Raw genomic sequence first — 16031 nt, forward strand, 5'->3', positions numbered from 1 at the left:
CGCCAAATCCAATATGGGGACAGCCAATATGTTGAAAAAAGTTTCGCTCATCGCCATCAGTGCTCTCGCGCTTTCGGCCTGTAATGACCAAGCCAGCACCGGGGGCGCTGCGGGCGGATCGCGTCAGGAAATCCGGATTGTGGGTTCATCGACCGTATTCCCATTTGCAAAGGCCGCATCAGAGGCATTTGCAAAGGCAGACCCATCGCGCAAATCGCCCGTTCTTGAATCGACCGGTACCGGCGGCGGAATTGAGCAGTTCTGCAAGGGTGTCGGCGCAGATACCCCCGATATCGTGAATGCTTCGCGTCGCATGAAAAAAAGCGAGTTCGACAACTGCCAGAAAAATGGCGTGAAGGACATTATCGAAGTTCAGGTTGGCATTGACGGGCTGGCGCTTGCGCAGTCGAACAAGGGCGTGAAGTTCGCCTTGTCCACCGCCGATGTTTACAAGGCCCTTGCTGCCAACCCATTTGGCAAGCCACAGACCGCCAAGCTTTGGTCCGACGTAAACCCGTCGCTGCCCAAATTGCCTATTTCGGTCTATGGCCCGCCAACGACCTCTGGCACGCGTGATTCATTCCATGAACTCATCATGGAGACAGGCTGCAAAACAGATGCTGCGACCAAGGCGTTGAAAGACAGCGACGAAGACAAATACAAGGCAATATGCACCGAAGTGCGTACTGATGGCGCGTTCAAGGAACAGGGTGAAAACGACAATCTGATCGTCCAGAAGCTTAGCTCCAACCCGAACATGGTCGGTATCTTCGGCTATAGCTATATGGAAGAAAATGCATCGAAGGTGCATGGCATCACCATGAACGGCGTGAACCCAACCATCGCCACGATTTCAGATGGCAGCTACCCCGGCGCGCGCAAGATGTTTATTTATGTAAAGAAAGCGCATGTCGATAAAATTCCCGGCATTAAAGATTTCGTCCTCGAATTCCTAAAGGGCGGTGTCGTCGGCGGTTATCTCACAAAATTGGGCATGATTGCGTCAAGCGAAGCTGACTATAAGACAGCCAGCGACGTGACGAACGGCCTGACCGCAATGACGGGTGCTGATTTGAAATAAAAGTGCAACAAAGTTAGCGTCTATGGGCTTCGATCGAATCTTTGTTTGATCCAAGCCTATGCTATTTCTGGGCGCTATATATAACGGGTTTCGGATCATCTGGTCCAAGGGAGCATGGTTAAGTTTATGACTGGAACGGCATTGCTCTTCCTTGTCCTTGGTCTCGGCCTCGTTGGTTGGATCGCTGGACGTGCACGGGCCGCTGCGTTTGTGCGCAGTGCAAAAAATGGTCCGCGGGGCACCGTAAACAGCCTGCCTTATTATCACGGCTGGTTTGTCGCGATCTGCGCGATTGCGCCTGCACTTGTTTTCATGTTCATCTGGCAGTCGATTTCCCCGTCATTAGTCACCAATATGGTGCTGTCGGCCCCGGCGGCGGCTGACCTGCCACAAGAAGGATTTGCGCGCGCCGCGATCTTGTCGGAAGCGCGGGCGATTGCACAAGGTTTCCAAACCGCTGCGTTTCAGGGTGGGAGTGAAAAGCTCGTCCCTTTATACAAAAGCGCATTGTCTTATTATAAATGGATCGGCGTTGCCGCGACATTGTTGCTGCTCTTCGCCGGCGGCGCATATGCATTCACCCGCATAAAGCCCGATTTTCGCGCCCGCAGCAAGGTCGAACGCGTTGTCATGTTCGGGTTGCTGGTCGCATCATTGATTGCAATTCTTACGACGCTGGGAATTTTTGCCTCGTTGATTTTTGAATCATGGCGTTTCTTCTCGATGGTGTCGCCCTTTGAATTTCTGTTTGGTACGGAATGGAACCCAAAATCGGTTGTGACGCCCGGGGCAGACAATGGTTATGGCGCGATTCCGTTATTCTGGGGCACGATTTTCATCGGCGCGATCATTGCGATGATTGTCGCCATTCCATTGGGTTTGATGAGTGCGATTTTCTTGACGCAATATGCGTCCGCTAATGTGCGTAAATGGATGAAGCCTATCCTCGAAATTCTCGCCGGTGTGCCAACTGTGGTATATGGCTATTTTGCCGCATTAACGGTGGCCCCTGCGGTGCGTGACTTTGCCGTCATGATTGGCGTCAGCAACCCGGCCTCCGACAATGCCTTGGCCGCTGGCATCGTTATGGGCGTCATGATTATTCCTTTGGTGTCGTCCATGTCTGATGACAGCATCGCCGCGGTACCCAGTGCCATGCGCGACGGCAGCCTTGCTATGGGCGCCACCAAGAGCGAAACCATCAAACAGGTATTGTTACCTGCTGCCCTGCCCGGCGTTGTCGGCGGCATCTTGCTTGCCGTTAGCCGCGCGATTGGCGAAACCATGATCGTGGTGATGGCGGCGGGTTATACGGCCAACCTCACCGCCAACCCGTTTGCAACCATCACCACCGTGACCGTTCAAATTGTCGCGCTTTTGACCGGTGACCAGGATTTTGGAAGCCCGCACACATTAGCGGCGTTCGCCTTGGGGCTAGCGTTGTTTGTGACGACATTCTTCCTCAATTATGTCGCTTTGCGCGTCGTGAAAAAATATCGGGAAGCATATGAGTAACGCCATCATGGATCCGACGCCCACCGACTGGAACGGCCAAATCATGCAAAAGCGCATTGCGCGGCGCTATGCGGCTGAGCGTCGTTTTAAGGCAATGGGCTTTCTGGCCGTTGCCTTGTCGACTTTGTTCCTCGCCTTTTTGCTTTTCACCATGCTGGGCCAAGGTTTGCGTGGTTTTCAGCGCACCGAAATTGCGGTCGATTTTGATTTTCCGGCGTTAACGTCCGGCACAACCGCTGCTGCAATCAGTGGCCCTGATGCAGATGCCGCGCTCAATTCTATGGATATTCCCGGCATCGTTGAACTTGCCATCAGTCAGCAATATGGCGAGATCAGCGAAGGTCTTTTGACCACTGGCGCTGCGGGCAATGTGCGGCAGATGCTGATTGATAATCCCGCTTTGGTCACGGGCAAGCAGCAACTTTGGTTGCCCGTGGACTCGCGATTGGACGTGGCATTCAAACGCAGTGGCGAACCTATGGCGGAAAAGACCGTGGCCAGCCTGGCGCAAAAGGACGCTTTGCGCACTGGTTTCAACTGGACATTCCTGACAGGTGCAGACGCCACGGATCCCTCGGCGGTTGGCATCTGGGCCGCGTTCAAGGGATCGCTGATGACCATGGCGATTACTCTGATGCTCGCTTTCCCAGTCGGCGTGCTGGCCGCGTTATATCTTGAGGAATATGCGACCAAGAACAAACTAACCGACATGATTGAAGTGTCGATCAACAATTTGGCGGCCGTGCCCTCCATCATCTTTGGTCTGTTGGGTCTGGCGGTTTTCCTGACCCTGTTCGGTATGCCCCGGTCGTCTGCGTTGGTCGGCGGCTTGACGCTTGCTTTGATGACGATGCCGGTCATTGTTATTGCGGGCCGCAATGCGGTCAAATCCGTGCCGCCGTCCATCCGTGAAGCGGCGTTGGGCATTGGGGCCTCGCCTGTGCAAGTCGTGTTCCATCATGTGCTCCCGCTTGCGCTTCCGGGCATACTCACCGGTACTATTATCGGCATGGCCCGCGCCTTGGGTGAAACTGCGCCGTTGCTGATGATTGGTATGCGTGCCTTCATCCCCGCTGCGCCCGAAGGTTTCACCGACGCGACGACCGCCTTGCCCGTGCAAATCTATCTTTGGTCGGACGAGGTCAATCAGGGCTTTGTTGAAAAAACCAGTGCCGCAATCATTGTGCTACTGATATTCTTATTGGGCATGAATGCCCTTGCCATCTATCTTCGCAACCGTTTTGAAACGCGTTGGTGACCTATGAAAACAAAGGACTTCAATGTGGGCGTAACCCCGGGAATAGCCAAAATATCCACACGCAATGTGAATGTATATTATGGCGACAAGCAAGCCATTAACGACGTTTCGATCGACGTTGATCGGGAGAATGTGACGGCATTTATCGGTCCGTCGGGTTGCGGCAAGTCCACATTCCTGCGGTCATTAAACCGTATGAACGACACCGTCGCAGGGGCCCGCGTGGAAGGCCAGATACTGCTCGACGGGGAAGACATTTATGCATCTGGCATGGATGTCGTACAATTGCGCGCGCGCGTCGGAATGGTGTTTCAAAAGCCAAATCCATTCCCGAAATCGATTTACGACAATGTTGCTTATGGCCCACGCATCCACGGTCTCGCCAGCGGCAAGGCCGAGTTGGATCAGATCGTCGAGACGTCACTCACCCGCGCTGGATTATGGGCGGAGGTCAAGGACCGCCTGAGCGAGAGCGGAACGGCGCTTTCCGGTGGTCAGCAGCAACGTCTGTGCATTGCCCGCGCCATTGCGGTGGACCCTGAAGTCATATTGATGGATGAACCTTGCTCCGCGCTTGACCCCATCGCCACGGCACGGATTGAGGAGTTAATTCACGACCTGCGTGGCAAATATGCTATCATCATCGTGACCCACAATATGCAGCAGGCCGCGCGCGTTTCGCAGCGCACTGCCTTTTTCCATTTGGGCCATTTGATTGAATTTGGCGAAACATCGGACATATTTACCAATCCACGCGAAGACCGCACCAAAGATTATATTACAGGCCGTTACGGTTAGGAAGATTGCGACATGAGCACTGGCACAAGGCACACTATCACGGCGTTTGACGACGATATGGACGAGATCCGTGGGCTCATTGCGGAAATGGGCGCGCGGGCGGAAACCGCTGTTGTCGGAGCGATGAGGGCGCTGCAAGAGCATGACGTCGAAGCCGCTGCCACCATCCGCGCCGACGACAAAATCATTGATAGCCTGGAAACCGAAGTAGAGCGGCTAGTTGTTCGCACGATCGCCTTACGCGCCCCGATGGCGGACGATTTGCGCGAACTGATTGCGGCACTTAAAATGTCGGCCGTGATCGAACGTATTGGCGATTATGCCAAAAATATCGCCAAGCGCGTGCCGAAGATGGAAGGCCGGATACACGCATCCGCGAAAGAACAATTGGGCCGTATGGGCGCCATTGTCGTGGAAATGATCCGCACCGCCATGGATGCCTATGCAAAGCGCGACGTTGATCTGGCCCGGGCGGTTACCGTGCGTGACGATGTGGTGGATCAGCTTAACAAGGATTTGTTCGTAGACTTCGTCGCTTATGTGGCGAAAAATCCGCAGAACGCGACGGAGGTTGCGCATTTGCTTTTCACGGCCAAGAATCTCGAACGTATTGGCGATCACACAACAACTGTCGCCCAAATGATTTACTTCACTGAAACGGGTGAAAACCTGCCTGACGCTTAAAGCGGAGAGACATATGCCCAAGGCGCAATTGCTATTGGTTGAAGACGACAGTGCGCTTGCCGAACTGGTCCGCTGGCATTTTGAGCGTGAGGAATTCGACGTCCAACACACCGGCGACGGTGAAGAGGCGCTGTTGATGGCCAAGGAGCGCACGCCTGATCTGGTATTGCTCGATTGGATGCTGGAGAATTTGTCCGGCATCGAAGTATGCCGCCAATTGCGCAAGTCGGACAACACCGCCAATGTGCCCATCATCATGCTAACCGCGCGCGGTGAAGAAGATGACCGTATCCGCGGGCTGGAAATCGGTGCTGATGATTATGTCACCAAGCCGTTTTCACCACGCGAGCTCGTTGCCCGCGCCAAGGCAGTGTTGCGTCGCGTCCGTCCAGCCTTGGCTGGCGAAGCTTTGCGCTTTGGCGATGTTGAAATGGACACGGTTGCGCATAAGGTGAAACGCGGCGGGAAACAGGTGCCTTTGGGACCGACCGAATATCGGTTGCTGAAACATTTCCTCGAATATCCAGGCCATGTGTTTTCCCGTGAACGCTTGCTCGACAGCGTATGGGGTCATGACAGCGACATCGAAATCCGAACGGTTGACGTGCATATCCGCCGTCTGCGCAAGGCCTTGAACGAAGGCTTTGACAGCGACATCATCCGGACCGTGCGTTCAGCAGGCTATTCGCTCGATCAAGACGCGGTTTAAAAGTCCAACTGCATCCGGGCTGCCACAACATCGACCGAATAACCGCGCTTATCCACCGGCACTGTCGAGAGCGGATCGACGATGGCTGCCATTGGACCGCCTTTGACCTGCACACGTCCATAATTGAGCATGAAACGAACATAGTCGATAGGATACCAGTTCACGCCGAATAAATAGCTGGACTGTCTGCCCCCGCGCCCGAGCCGTGTGTTGAGCGAAACCAGGCTGCTGGTTCCGGTCGCAAAATTATTCGTCGCACCATTTTTTAGCGCATCGCTGTCGAGGTCAAGATATTCGAAGCGTCCGGCGATTTGAAAAGCGCCCAAACCTTTTTTGTCGATAGGTTTAAGAACCCTCGTCCGGCTCCACGCACCATCCTTATATCCACGGGTCTCGCCTGTCAGGAAATATCCTGCTTCGGCGTACATCCCGAAAAAGCTTGGATCGCCCGCTGGCGTAACAGCATTATTCCCACCGGAGAAACTGTCCAAGCCGGTTGCGATGTCACCCGCACGATAGGCGTTTACTTTCGTCCACTGACCTTCGCCGGCGAAATAGAAACCGGGGAATATAGCCGCCAGTTCAAGCCCGACGATGCGGTCGCTCTTGGCGGCAAAACTGCCCGTGTCAACAAAACGGACGTCGGTTAACTGTGTATTTGGACGTGCGCGATAGCGCGCCAGCTGGTTTGTCGATGGGGCGTTGACGGAAACCGAAGTCGTCGCGTTATTGTTGGATGCAAATTCGCGTTGTTGGACCGTTGCACCAAAATGCAACTGCCCACCAAGAGCTTTGGGCGCATAGACAAGCCGTCCAGCACCAATCCAACCTTCATTGTCGAATGAACTGTCAATGCTGTGTGCGGCAAACAATCCTACCTCCGCACGAATGGCATTATCTTCATTATACCACCCGATCGCACCGCCCAGCCTACGGCTGTTCAAAAAGGCATCGTTAAATGCGGCGCGTTCGGTAAAGCTGTTATTGTTGGAGCTTGCGATTTGCTCCAGCCCGTTCAGAGTTTCAAAATTCCCAATCCGAACGTTAATTGGGGCGTTTTTGGGATTATAACTTAAAAAGGCGTCGCCAAAGCCCACATTGCCGTTCGCGAAATCACCTTCGACCTTATAGCCAAAGCCGCCCGGCATGGTCCCTTCGGCCCCGAGGCGCACGCGGCGCACTCTGCTGTTGAAACCGAGATTGCGATTGGCGGCATAGTCGCCTGGAATGCTTACATAGCCGGCGTCATAATGAATCCGTCCCCGCGGCTTAAAGCTCCAGCCATCCGCACCGTTGAACTCTGGCGCACCCTTCCATTTCACCTCAGTCGTGGTCTTTTTTTCGACGGCATTTATCTTTGCCGAAATGGCGGCGAGCTGTTCCTTCAAGGTGGCGACTTCAGCGCGAAGGGCATCCACCTCCGAGCCGTTTTCCTGCGCATAAGCAGGCAAAGCGGCGGTTGTTATTGTGAACAAAGCTGTTCCGTAAAGCCATTTTTTCGCGGTCACTGTTCAATCCTATATTGTTTGATGACGCCTAAACAACAAATATATGTCGGCACCGTGACGCTTACATTGCCGTTTTATGACAGTCGAAATCTATTGCTTTACGCTTGCGTCAACCGGGCTGTCATGCCAAGGCTTAGGGCGATTTGGCGGCTTTGTCCGTTGTGCATATTGGAGATAGACTATGACCATCAGTTTTAAAGACAAGGTTGCAATTGTGACGGGTGCAGGCGGCGGTTTGGGCAAGGCTTATGCCCTTGAACTCGCCAAGCGCGGTGCCAAAGTGGTGGTCAATGATCTGGGCGGCGCGCGCGACGGTACGGGTACTTCTGATGCAGCAGCGCAAGTTGTTGAGCAAATCAAAGCCGCTGGCGGCGAAGCGATGGCAAATGGCGGCAGCGTTACCGAATATGACCAAATGGTCGAAATGGTCGCTAAGGCGAAAGAGGCGTTTGGCGGCGTACACATATTGATCAACAATGCTGGTATCTTGCGTGACAAAAGCTTTGCCAAGATGGACATGCCCGATTTTAACTTGGTGCTTCAGGTCCATGTCATGGGTTCGGCCAACTGCACCAAGGCGGTGTGGGATACGATGCGTGATCAAGCTTATGGCCGTATCTTGATGACCACCTCGTCGACTGGTCTGTACGGCAATTTCGGTCAGGCAAATTATGGCGCGGCAAAGCTTGGCCTTGCTGGCTTTACTAAGACCCTGCATTTGGAAGGCGCGAAATATAATGTCCGCGTCAACTCGCTCGCGCCCGTCGCTGGCACGCGCATGACCGAAGACATTTTCCCAGAAGGTCTGTTTGAACAATTCACACCGGAAAATGTCGTTCCAGCCGCTCTCTATCTGGTCAGCGAAGATGCGCCGACCAACATGATCATCGGCGCTGGCGGCGGTGGCTATCACGCCGCTTATGTTACCATGACCCCCGGCGTTGCATTGCGTCAGGAAGACCGCAATGTCGAAGGTTTCGCCGCAGCATGGGACAAGATTATTGACCGCACTGGCGAGACTGTGCCGCAATCGGGTGGCGAACAATCCGTCGCCGTCATGAAGGCGTTGCAAGCCCTCGGCTAAGTTATCCCAATGCTATTTTAAAAAAGCCCGGTCTTTGGCCGGGCTTTTTTATGCGTCGACCAGTTTCATCAACTTGCGTTCGACAGGTGCCAGCACCGGTCCCAAGTCATGGCCGCGTTTCAGAATCGCGCCGCCTTCGCCGACCAAGGCCCACATGCCTTGGCGGTTGCGCAAGGCGGGGCGTTTTTCAATGCGATATTCAGGGCGCTCGGTCGCGCGGCGGAACATGCTGAACACGGCAGCGTCGCGGCCCAAATCAATGGCATAATCTCGCCAGTTTCCCGCCGCGACCATCCGGCCATAAAGGTTCAGTATCTGCGTCAGCTCATTTTTTTCAAAGCCTACCTGATTATGGCGGCTAACCCCAGGAAAGGGCGTGATGACGGCGCTCAACTGACCTTGCGCCCCTTGGTTGAACGCGGCTTGGCAGGCGTCACATTGGAGGCTGCATCGCGCTGTGCCATCAACTCGGCCACTTTCTTGCGCAAGCTTTCAATCTCACATTGCATGATCTCAAGGCTTTGGGTCGCAGGATCGAACAGTTCGCGGCAGGGCGTACCATATGGCATGAAATCCCGCGCATAGGTTTCGGCCTTTACCAAAGTCGAACGCGCTTTTTGGCCAACCATGGTCGCGCCGGCGGGCACATCGTCGGTCACAACCGCAGCCGCCCCAATGCGCGCACGTTCACCAATCGTAATCGGCCCCAATATCTGCGCGCCCGAACCGATGATGACATTATCCAATATGGTCGGATGCCGCTTGCCGCCAATTCCCGTCGTCGGATTGGTGCCGCCAAGCGTGACATTCTGATACATGGTGACATTGTCACCGATCTCCGCCGTTTCGCCAATCACGCTAAAGCCATGGTCGAGGAAAAAATTGCTGCCAATTTTCGCGCCAGGGTGAATATCTATACCCGTCAGGAAACGCGCAAAATGATTGACCAGCCGCGCCAGAAAAAACATCTGACCCAAAAACAACCAATGCGCGATGCGGTGATAGCCCACGGCCCATACGCCGGGATATAATAATATCTCCCACCGTGAGCGCGGCGCCGGGTCGCGTTCTTTGATCGAGTCGAGATAATCGATGAGATTAGAAATAAACATAATGACACTTCTGGCCTTTGCCGGACCCGTTAATTGTATCTAAGCTAAGACGTTCGGGTGAGTTTTTCCAGCAAAGGATGCAGTTTGCCGATATTTATGTATATAAAAATTGGTAAAAACGATTATAAGTGCCCTATTGATTAATAGGGCCGATTTATGAGCACATATCTTCCTACGCTAAAACAGCTGCAATATCTGGTTGCATTGCAAGAGCATGGCCATTTTGGAAAGGCCGCAGAGGCCACTTTCGTCACGCAATCGACGCTCTCAGCGGGGATTCGCGAACTGGAATCGCTGCTTGGCCTTATGTTGGTCGAACGCACGCGCCGCGTTGTACGCTTCACGCCGCTGGGCAACAAGATGGTGGCCAAGGCCCACCGCATATTGCGCGAAGCCGAGGAACTCGCCGAAATGGCCCGTTCGGCGGGCACGCCGTTGGCAGACGACCTGCGGATGAGTGTCATTCCGACAATCGCGCCGTTTTTGCTGCCCAAATTATTGCCCGCATTGCGCAAGCAATATCCCGACCTGAAATTATATTTGCGCGAAGAAGCCAGCGCCGCCGCAATTGACGCCTTGCATCATGGACAGGTCGATTGTGTATTGCTGGCGCTGCCCTTTGCCGCTGGCGATATTGAAAAAGCGACTTTGTTTAATGACCGCTTGTTTGTGGCGTTTCCCAAGGATGACCCGCGCGACCCGCCCGAAAGCATCAAGCCCGAACTCATCGATGAAAGCCGCCTGCTTTTGCTGGTCGATGGCCATTGCCTGAAAGACCATGCTCTTGCGGCCTGCAACCGCCCCGAAATGCGCGCCTTTGCCACGATGCTGGGGACGTCGCTGCATACTTTGGTGCAAATGGTCGATAATGGCCTTGGCATTACGATCATCCCCGAAATGGCCGTTAACGCGGGATTGTTAAACGGCACCGATGTGCAAGCCCGCCCGTTAAACGCAGAATATGCGTCCCGCGAGATTGCGCTTGTTTGGCGCACAAACAGCCCGCGGCGTGAGGAGTTTGAACTGCTGGCGGACGCACTGCGCGGCTTGCACGCCGCATAATTATGCCCAGCGTTCGGCGCGGGCGTCATCGCTCACTTTGGCGTCGACCCATTTTGCAGTGCCATCGGCATAATGCTCGCGCTTCCAAAATGGCGCTTCGGTCTTCAACCGGTCAATGAGGAACGCAGTTGCCGCCAATGCCTCTGCCCTGTGCAGCGAAGCGGCCCCGACAACGACCACAGGCGCGCCCACAGGCACAATTCCGACGCGGTGGGTGATGATGGCGCCCAGCAACGACCATCGCGCTGTAGCGGCTTCTATGAGGCGATGGAGACTTGCCTCGGTCATGCCGGGATAATGCTCCAATTCAATCGCGGTTACCCCGCCATCATCGCGCGCGATACCCGTGAAACTCGACACCGCACCACCGCCAAGACCCGCCAGGGCAGCCAAGCCCTCATCGGGCTGAATCGCCGCGTGGCTAATCCGCGCTATTTTCATCCGCCGGTGACCGGAGGAAAGATCGCCAGTTCCTTTGCCGCACCCAGCAGAGCATCGTCTGCAACCATTTCTTGGTCCAATGCGAAACGCAGGCGTGAAAGGTCATGTAATGCGCGGGCATGTTCATCGGAACGCGCGGAAATCCAAGCCACAAGATCGCCAACACTGCGGGCATCCGGCGGCACATCGCATTCTTCGGATGACAGTCCAATCGCTTCGCGCACACGCGCAAAATACACCAATTTCATGGCGTCAATCCATATGCTTTATGCCGACACGCAGATAATCCCAGCCGGTAATCATCGTCAGCACTGCAGCAATCCATAACAACAGCAACGCCAGTTGCTTCAGCAAAATCCAATCCGGCAACGCACCCGCCAAAATGACTCCGCCAAGCGACACCAATTGAAATGTCGTTTTCCATTTGGCAAGTTTGGACACGGGCACCGAAATCTGAAGCCCAGCAAGAAATTCGCGCAAGCCCGACACAATCATTTCACGCAGCAAGATGATGAGCGCGGCAATCACATGCCACCCCTCCACATCGCGGGTGAACACCAGCATTAGGATGACAGCCGCAATCATGATTTTGTCCGCAATGGGATCAAGAAAAACGCCCAATTTTGACACTGTCCCTTGCGCGCGCGCCAGATAACCGTCGAAATAATCGGTGATGCCCATCAGGCAATACAACACAAATGCTAAGGCATAATCGAGCGGCATCGGTTGCACGCTTATGGGCTTGGTCCCCGGCCACAACAGGAACACCAAAATGGGTACAGCGAAGATTCGCGACAGAGTTAGAAGATTGGGCAGGCTGAGCATGATGCACCGATAGCGTGCTGCGTAGGTAAAATCACCTGACTATTTAACCGCGAACCGAAATCCGCTTTGCCATGCTTCCCACCGCAAGCTAAGGCATGGGGCATCCTCCGCATGGGAAACCGGTAAATTTATGGCCACGACAATGTCTTTGATGAACAAGCGCCGCTTTCTGCCGCTTTTCGTCACCCAGTTTCTCAACGCTTTCAACGATAATTTCTACAAAATGGCGATGGTGATCTTGGTCACCTATGAGATTTATTCCGACCCGACGCAGGAAGCCAATTTCAACGCCATTGCAGGCGCGCTGTTCATCTTGCCGTTTTTCCTGTTTTCCGCGCTTGCGGGGCAGTTGGCGGACACGATTGAAAAAACCAAAGTCATCCGCATGGTCAAAACGGCCGAGATATTCATCATGCTATTTGGTGCAGCGGGAATCTATTCGCAGAATATTCCGCTGATGCTCGCCGCTTTGTTCGCGATGGGGGTGCATTCTACATTTTTTGGCCCAATCAAATATGCGATCCTGCCGCAACATCTGGAAAAAGATGAGGTGCTGGGCGGCACTGGCCTTGTGGAGGCTGGAACCTATTTGGCCATATTGGGCGGCACAATCGCAGGCGGCATCATCCCCGGCGAAGTTGCTGGCGTCTGCATCATCATCGTTGCCGTCATCGGACGGATAACCGCCCAGTCTGTTCCAGAGGCCCCGCCCGAAAGTGACGCGCCCACAGCCAAAATGGACTGGAACATTTTCCGCAGCAGCTGGCAACTCGTGCGCGACACAATGCACATCCCCCATCTGTTCATGGCGATTATGGCGATCAGCTTTTTCTGGGGCATTGGCGCTGTATTGGGATCGATTTTCCCACCCATGGTTAAGAACGCCATCGGCGGCGACAACACCGTCGCAACCTTGTTCACCGCGTTTTTCTCGGTGGGCATCGCCATTGGTTCGATTGCTATCAACCGCCTGCTTAAGGGCACGGTCTCGGCAAAATATGCACCAGCGTCGGTGATTGTGATGGGGCTGTTCGTCCTCGACCTCTGGTGGAGCGTCAGCCATTGGGGCCCAGTCGGACCAGAGTTGATGAATTGGAAAAGTTTCTTGATGCTTGGTAAGGGCGATCGGATGATTGTTGACTTGCTCGGCATCTCCATTGCCGGCGGCATGTTCGTGGTTCCACTTTATGCGTTTTTGACCACCACCGTTGCAAAGTCGCAAACCGCACGGACCATTGCTGCCAACAATATCATCAATTCCGGCGCGATGGTCATTGGCGCCCTTATCTACGGCCTGCTCGTGAGCGTTGGCGTCAGCATTGCCGACACTTTGTTCATGATTGCAGCCGCCTGCTTGATTTCCGCTTGGATCGCTTGGCGGCTACACAAAGCATGTGATGTTGCCGCACTGCAGGTCACGACCTAAGACAGATGTTCACAGCGAAAGGGTGTAAAACCTTAGTATGAAAATCACAGGCAAGACCGCGTTGGTGACGGGCGGCAGTGACGGCATTGGTTTGGAAATCGCGCGCCAGTTGATGGCAAAAGGCGCAAGCGTCATTGTCTGCGGCCGCCGCGAAGACGCGCTGGCATCTGCGCATATGGAAGGTTTTGAGGCCATTCAAGCGGACCTTTCCACCGCCGCTGGCTGCGCGGCCCTTGCCGCTGCTTTGGCGGACAGACCCCTCGATATGCTGATCAATAATGCCGGAATGAGCGGGAATTTCGGTCCCGGCGAGCCGCTTGACCTTGCGCTGACGGATCAGGCCGTTTTCCTGAACCTCAACGCACCATTGCATCTGATCGGTCATTTCCTGCCGGGTTTATTGCAGCGGCAAGAGGCGGTGATCGTCAATGTGACCTCGGGCCTTGCCATTGCACCACGCGCTGGCGGCCCTGTTTATTGCGCCACTAAGGCGGGATTGCGCAGTTTCACGCAATCGCTGCGTCATAACTTACGCGACACCAACGTCGTTGTGATTGAGGCGCTGCCGCCGGTTGTAGACACCGCGATGACGCGTGGCCGGATCAACGGCAATAAAATGTCGGCCAAGCAATGTGCGGCGCAAATCGTTGATGCCATTGCGACCAATGCCCCGGAGGCCAATGTCGGCATGGTTAAGATTCTGCGGATGATTTATTCCATATCGCCTGCGCTTGTGCGGCGGATTATGATTAAATTCTAAGGGTCAGCCAAGACCAATGACGTTGGCTTCCCATTTGGGAAAACCGCAATCTGCAATTTCATGAAAAGTAAGTGGTGCCCCAGGCCCGACTCGAACGGGCACTCCTTTCGGAACAGGATTTTGAATCCAGCGCGTCTACCATTCCACCACTGGGGCACTTCTTTGCCGAGCGAACCCGATAAAGCGGAGGCCCCTCTAACCGAGCCTCCGCCATGATGCAAGTGCATCCTTATCTCTTCGGTTCCCCTATTTTTTCAGCTCTTTTGCCAATGTCTTGAGCGTAGCCTTGCCATAAGGGGCCTTGAACCCGCCCATGCCAGCAACATCGACGCCGGTCTGGCGGTAAACCGCGCGCATATGGCTGAACGTCTTGAACCCGTCGGCACCATGATAATTGCCCATGCCCGATGGCCCAACGCCGCCAAAGGGCAGGTCTTCCATCGCATTGTGGAAGACCACATCGTTCACCGTAACACCGCCAGAAACAGTCCGCGTCAGCACGCGTTCCTCCTCGGCCTTGTCCGATCCGAAATAATATAGGCCAAGTGGCCGGTCGTGCGCGTTCACATAGTCAATGGCTTCATCCACCGATGAATATGTCATCACAGGCAGGATAGGACCAAATATCTCCTCTTGCATTACCTTCATATCGTCGGTCACATTGCGCACGATGGTCAACGGCATTTTGTTGCCGTTCGACGTGGCAAATTCCTCATTGGCTGGGTTAATCTCAATCAACTCCGCACCCTTTTCCCGCGCATCGTCAAGATAGCTTTGCAACCGTTCATAATTGCGGCCATTCACGACGGATGTGTAATCGTCATTGCGCAGCAATGTAGGATATTGCGCGGTGACGCCGGCCTTAACGGCTTCAATCACATCATGCTCCTGATCGCTTGGCACCAATAGATAGTCGGGCGCGAGGCAGATTTGGCCTGCGTTCATCATCTTGCCCAACGCAATTCGCTCGCCCGCTTTTTTCTTATCCGCGCTGCGGCCCACGATAGTCGGCGACTTGCCGCCAAGTTCCAAGGTGACCGGTACCAGATTGTCGGCGGCGGCGCGCATGATATGTTTGCCAACGCTCGTCGCGCCTGTGAAGATCATATGGTCAAAGGCCAGCTTGGAAAATGCCATGCCAACATCAGCGCCGCCTGTAAAAACAGCCATTTCTTCTTCCGCGAAATATTTGGGCACAAGTTCTTCAAACAAGGCCGACACCCGCTCTGTAAATTCAGATGGCTTGACCATGGCGCGGTTACCCGCGGCAAGGATGCCCGCCATTGGCACCATCACCATACCAACAGGAAAGTTCCAAGGCGCAACGACGCCGACGACACCCTTGGGCTGGAACACGACCTCAGCCTTGGCACCGATCAGGCCCAACGGAAAAGTGGGTTTGCGCTTCTCGCCCTTAGCCCAGCTTTCAAAATGCTTCTTGGCATGCTTCATCGCGCTAACAGATGGCATGATGTCGGTCAGCAAAGTCTGTTCACGGCTGCGGTGGCCGAAATCTGCCGAGACGGCCTTTGCAAAATCTTCGGCATGGTCGATCAGCAACGCAATGGCGCGGTCGATGCGGTCACGGCGTACCGACATGGCCTCGGGCATCGCGGCGGTAAACGCCGCGCGCTGTTTTTCCAGCACAGTCTGCATTTTTACGGTCAATTTCTCTCTCCCTTTAATCCGTTGATGAATTGCTAGCGCGAAGCGTTGCACATTGAAACCATTTTGGCGTATCGACGGTGCGAACACGCGCAAAGCGTGG

Annotated in this window: 17 protein-coding genes and 1 tRNA gene; 10 read left to right on the plus strand and 8 right to left on the minus strand. The window is 54.5% G+C overall.

What is annotated here, in order from left to right; all coding sequences use genetic code 11:
• Positions 1 to 28: 28 nt before the first annotated feature.
• From ACILP3_RS05195 to phoB, 6 genes are all read left to right on the plus strand, one after another.
• Positions 29 to 1081 (plus strand): substrate-binding domain-containing protein, encoded by a 1053-nt coding sequence (locus tag ACILP3_RS05195; protein WP_395615600.1) that lies wholly within the window; start codon positions 29 to 31, stop codon positions 1079 to 1081.
• Between the two features lie 126 nt (positions 1082 to 1207).
• On the plus strand, positions 1208 to 2596 hold the full coding sequence (gene pstC, locus ACILP3_RS05200; protein ID WP_395615637.1) for a phosphate ABC transporter permease subunit PstC: 1389 nt from the start codon (positions 1208 to 1210) through the stop codon (positions 2594 to 2596).
• Positions 2589 to 3854: a phosphate ABC transporter permease PstA gene (gene pstA / locus ACILP3_RS05205; RefSeq protein ID WP_395615601.1), complete on the plus strand. Its 1266-nt coding sequence runs from the start codon at positions 2589 to 2591 to the stop codon at positions 3852 to 3854. Before pstC ends, pstA begins: the two co-directional genes overlap by 8 nt.
• A 3-nt stretch (positions 3855 to 3857) precedes the next feature.
• On the plus strand, positions 3858 to 4652 hold the full coding sequence (pstB, locus tag ACILP3_RS05210) for a phosphate ABC transporter ATP-binding protein PstB (RefSeq protein WP_395615602.1): 795 nt from the start codon (positions 3858 to 3860) through the stop codon (positions 4650 to 4652).
• Between the two features lie 12 nt (positions 4653 to 4664).
• Positions 4665 to 5336 (plus strand): phosphate signaling complex protein PhoU, encoded by a 672-nt coding sequence (gene phoU, locus ACILP3_RS05215; protein WP_395615603.1) that lies wholly within the window; start codon positions 4665 to 4667, stop codon positions 5334 to 5336.
• A 13-nt stretch (positions 5337 to 5349) separates the two neighbouring features.
• Positions 5350 to 6045 carry a phosphate regulon transcriptional regulator PhoB gene (gene phoB / locus ACILP3_RS05220; protein ID WP_295491557.1) on the plus strand — a complete coding sequence of 232 codons (696 nt, stop codon included), beginning with the start codon at positions 5350 to 5352 and terminating at the stop codon, positions 6043 to 6045.
• Here phoB and ACILP3_RS05225 read toward each other — a convergent pair.
• Positions 6042 to 7553: a porin gene (locus ACILP3_RS05225; RefSeq protein ID WP_395615604.1), complete on the minus strand. Its 1512-nt coding sequence runs from the start codon at positions 7551 to 7553 to the stop codon at positions 6042 to 6044. The genes phoB and ACILP3_RS05225 overlap by 4 nt on opposite strands.
• A 181-nt stretch (positions 7554 to 7734) precedes the next feature.
• Between ACILP3_RS05225 and ACILP3_RS05230 the strand changes: the two genes are divergently transcribed.
• On the plus strand, positions 7735 to 8637 hold the full coding sequence (locus tag ACILP3_RS05230; protein ID WP_395615605.1) for an SDR family NAD(P)-dependent oxidoreductase: 903 nt from the start codon (positions 7735 to 7737) through the stop codon (positions 8635 to 8637).
• A gap of 48 nt (positions 8638 to 8685) precedes the next feature.
• Here ACILP3_RS05230 and ACILP3_RS05235 read toward each other — a convergent pair whose 3' ends face one another.
• Entirely contained in the window at positions 8686 to 9030 is a 345-nt protein-coding gene (locus ACILP3_RS05235; protein WP_295491551.1) for a DUF2794 domain-containing protein, read from the minus strand.
• Complete coding sequence (gene epsC, locus ACILP3_RS05240) at positions 9027 to 9749, minus strand: serine O-acetyltransferase EpsC (RefSeq protein WP_395615606.1); 723 nt, start codon at positions 9747 to 9749, stop codon at positions 9027 to 9029. The genes ACILP3_RS05235 and epsC overlap by 4 nt, the downstream gene beginning before the upstream one ends.
• 156 nt (positions 9750 to 9905) lie before the next feature.
• Here epsC and ACILP3_RS05245 point away from each other — a divergent pair, with 156 nt between their 5' ends.
• Complete coding sequence (locus ACILP3_RS05245) at positions 9906 to 10811, plus strand: hydrogen peroxide-inducible genes activator (protein ID WP_395615607.1); 906 nt, start codon at positions 9906 to 9908, stop codon at positions 10809 to 10811.
• Here the strand turns inward: ACILP3_RS05245 and ACILP3_RS05250 are convergent, their stop codons facing one another.
• Genes ACILP3_RS05250 through pgsA form a run of 3 tightly spaced genes read right to left on the minus strand, consistent with a single transcriptional unit; the run spans position 10812 to position 12077 of the window.
• Positions 10812 to 11252: a molybdenum cofactor biosynthesis protein MoaE gene (locus ACILP3_RS05250; RefSeq protein WP_395615608.1), complete on the minus strand. Its 441-nt coding sequence runs from the start codon at positions 11250 to 11252 to the stop codon at positions 10812 to 10814.
• Positions 11249 to 11500 carry a molybdopterin converting factor subunit 1 gene (moaD, locus tag ACILP3_RS05255; protein WP_395615609.1) on the minus strand — a complete coding sequence of 84 codons (252 nt, stop codon included), beginning with the start codon at positions 11498 to 11500 and terminating at the stop codon, positions 11249 to 11251. Before moaD ends, ACILP3_RS05250 begins: the two co-directional genes overlap by 4 nt.
• Before the next feature lie 4 nt (positions 11501 to 11504).
• Positions 11505 to 12077, minus strand: a complete 573-nt coding sequence (pgsA, locus tag ACILP3_RS05260; RefSeq protein ID WP_395615610.1) for a CDP-diacylglycerol--glycerol-3-phosphate 3-phosphatidyltransferase — start codon at positions 12075 to 12077, stop codon at positions 11505 to 11507.
• A gap of 130 nt (positions 12078 to 12207) precedes the next feature.
• Between pgsA and ACILP3_RS05265 the strand changes: the two genes are divergently transcribed.
• Both ACILP3_RS05265 and ACILP3_RS05270 read left to right on the plus strand, forming a co-directional pair.
• A complete protein-coding gene (locus ACILP3_RS05265; RefSeq protein WP_395615611.1) occupies positions 12208 to 13503 on the plus strand; it encodes an MFS transporter in 1296 nt (431 codons plus the stop codon).
• Positions 13504 to 13540: 37 nt separating this feature from the next.
• On the plus strand, positions 13541 to 14263 hold the full coding sequence (locus ACILP3_RS05270; RefSeq protein WP_395615612.1) for an SDR family oxidoreductase: 723 nt from the start codon (positions 13541 to 13543) through the stop codon (positions 14261 to 14263).
• Positions 14264 to 14335: 72 nt separating this feature from the next.
• Here the strand turns inward: ACILP3_RS05270 and ACILP3_RS05275 are convergent.
• Together ACILP3_RS05275 and ACILP3_RS05280 are read right to left on the minus strand one after the other, a co-directional pair.
• Positions 14336 to 14419, minus strand: a tRNA-Leu gene (locus ACILP3_RS05275).
• A 90-nt stretch (positions 14420 to 14509) separates the two neighbouring features.
• On the minus strand, positions 14510 to 15919 hold the full coding sequence (locus tag ACILP3_RS05280; RefSeq protein ID WP_395615638.1) for a coniferyl aldehyde dehydrogenase: 1410 nt from the start codon (positions 15917 to 15919) through the stop codon (positions 14510 to 14512).
• Positions 15920 to 16031: the final 112 nt, after the last annotated feature.

It is taken from the genome of Sphingorhabdus sp. (assembly GCF_044239665.1).
Taxonomy (GTDB): Bacteria; Pseudomonadota; Alphaproteobacteria; order Sphingomonadales; family Sphingomonadaceae; genus Sphingorhabdus_B.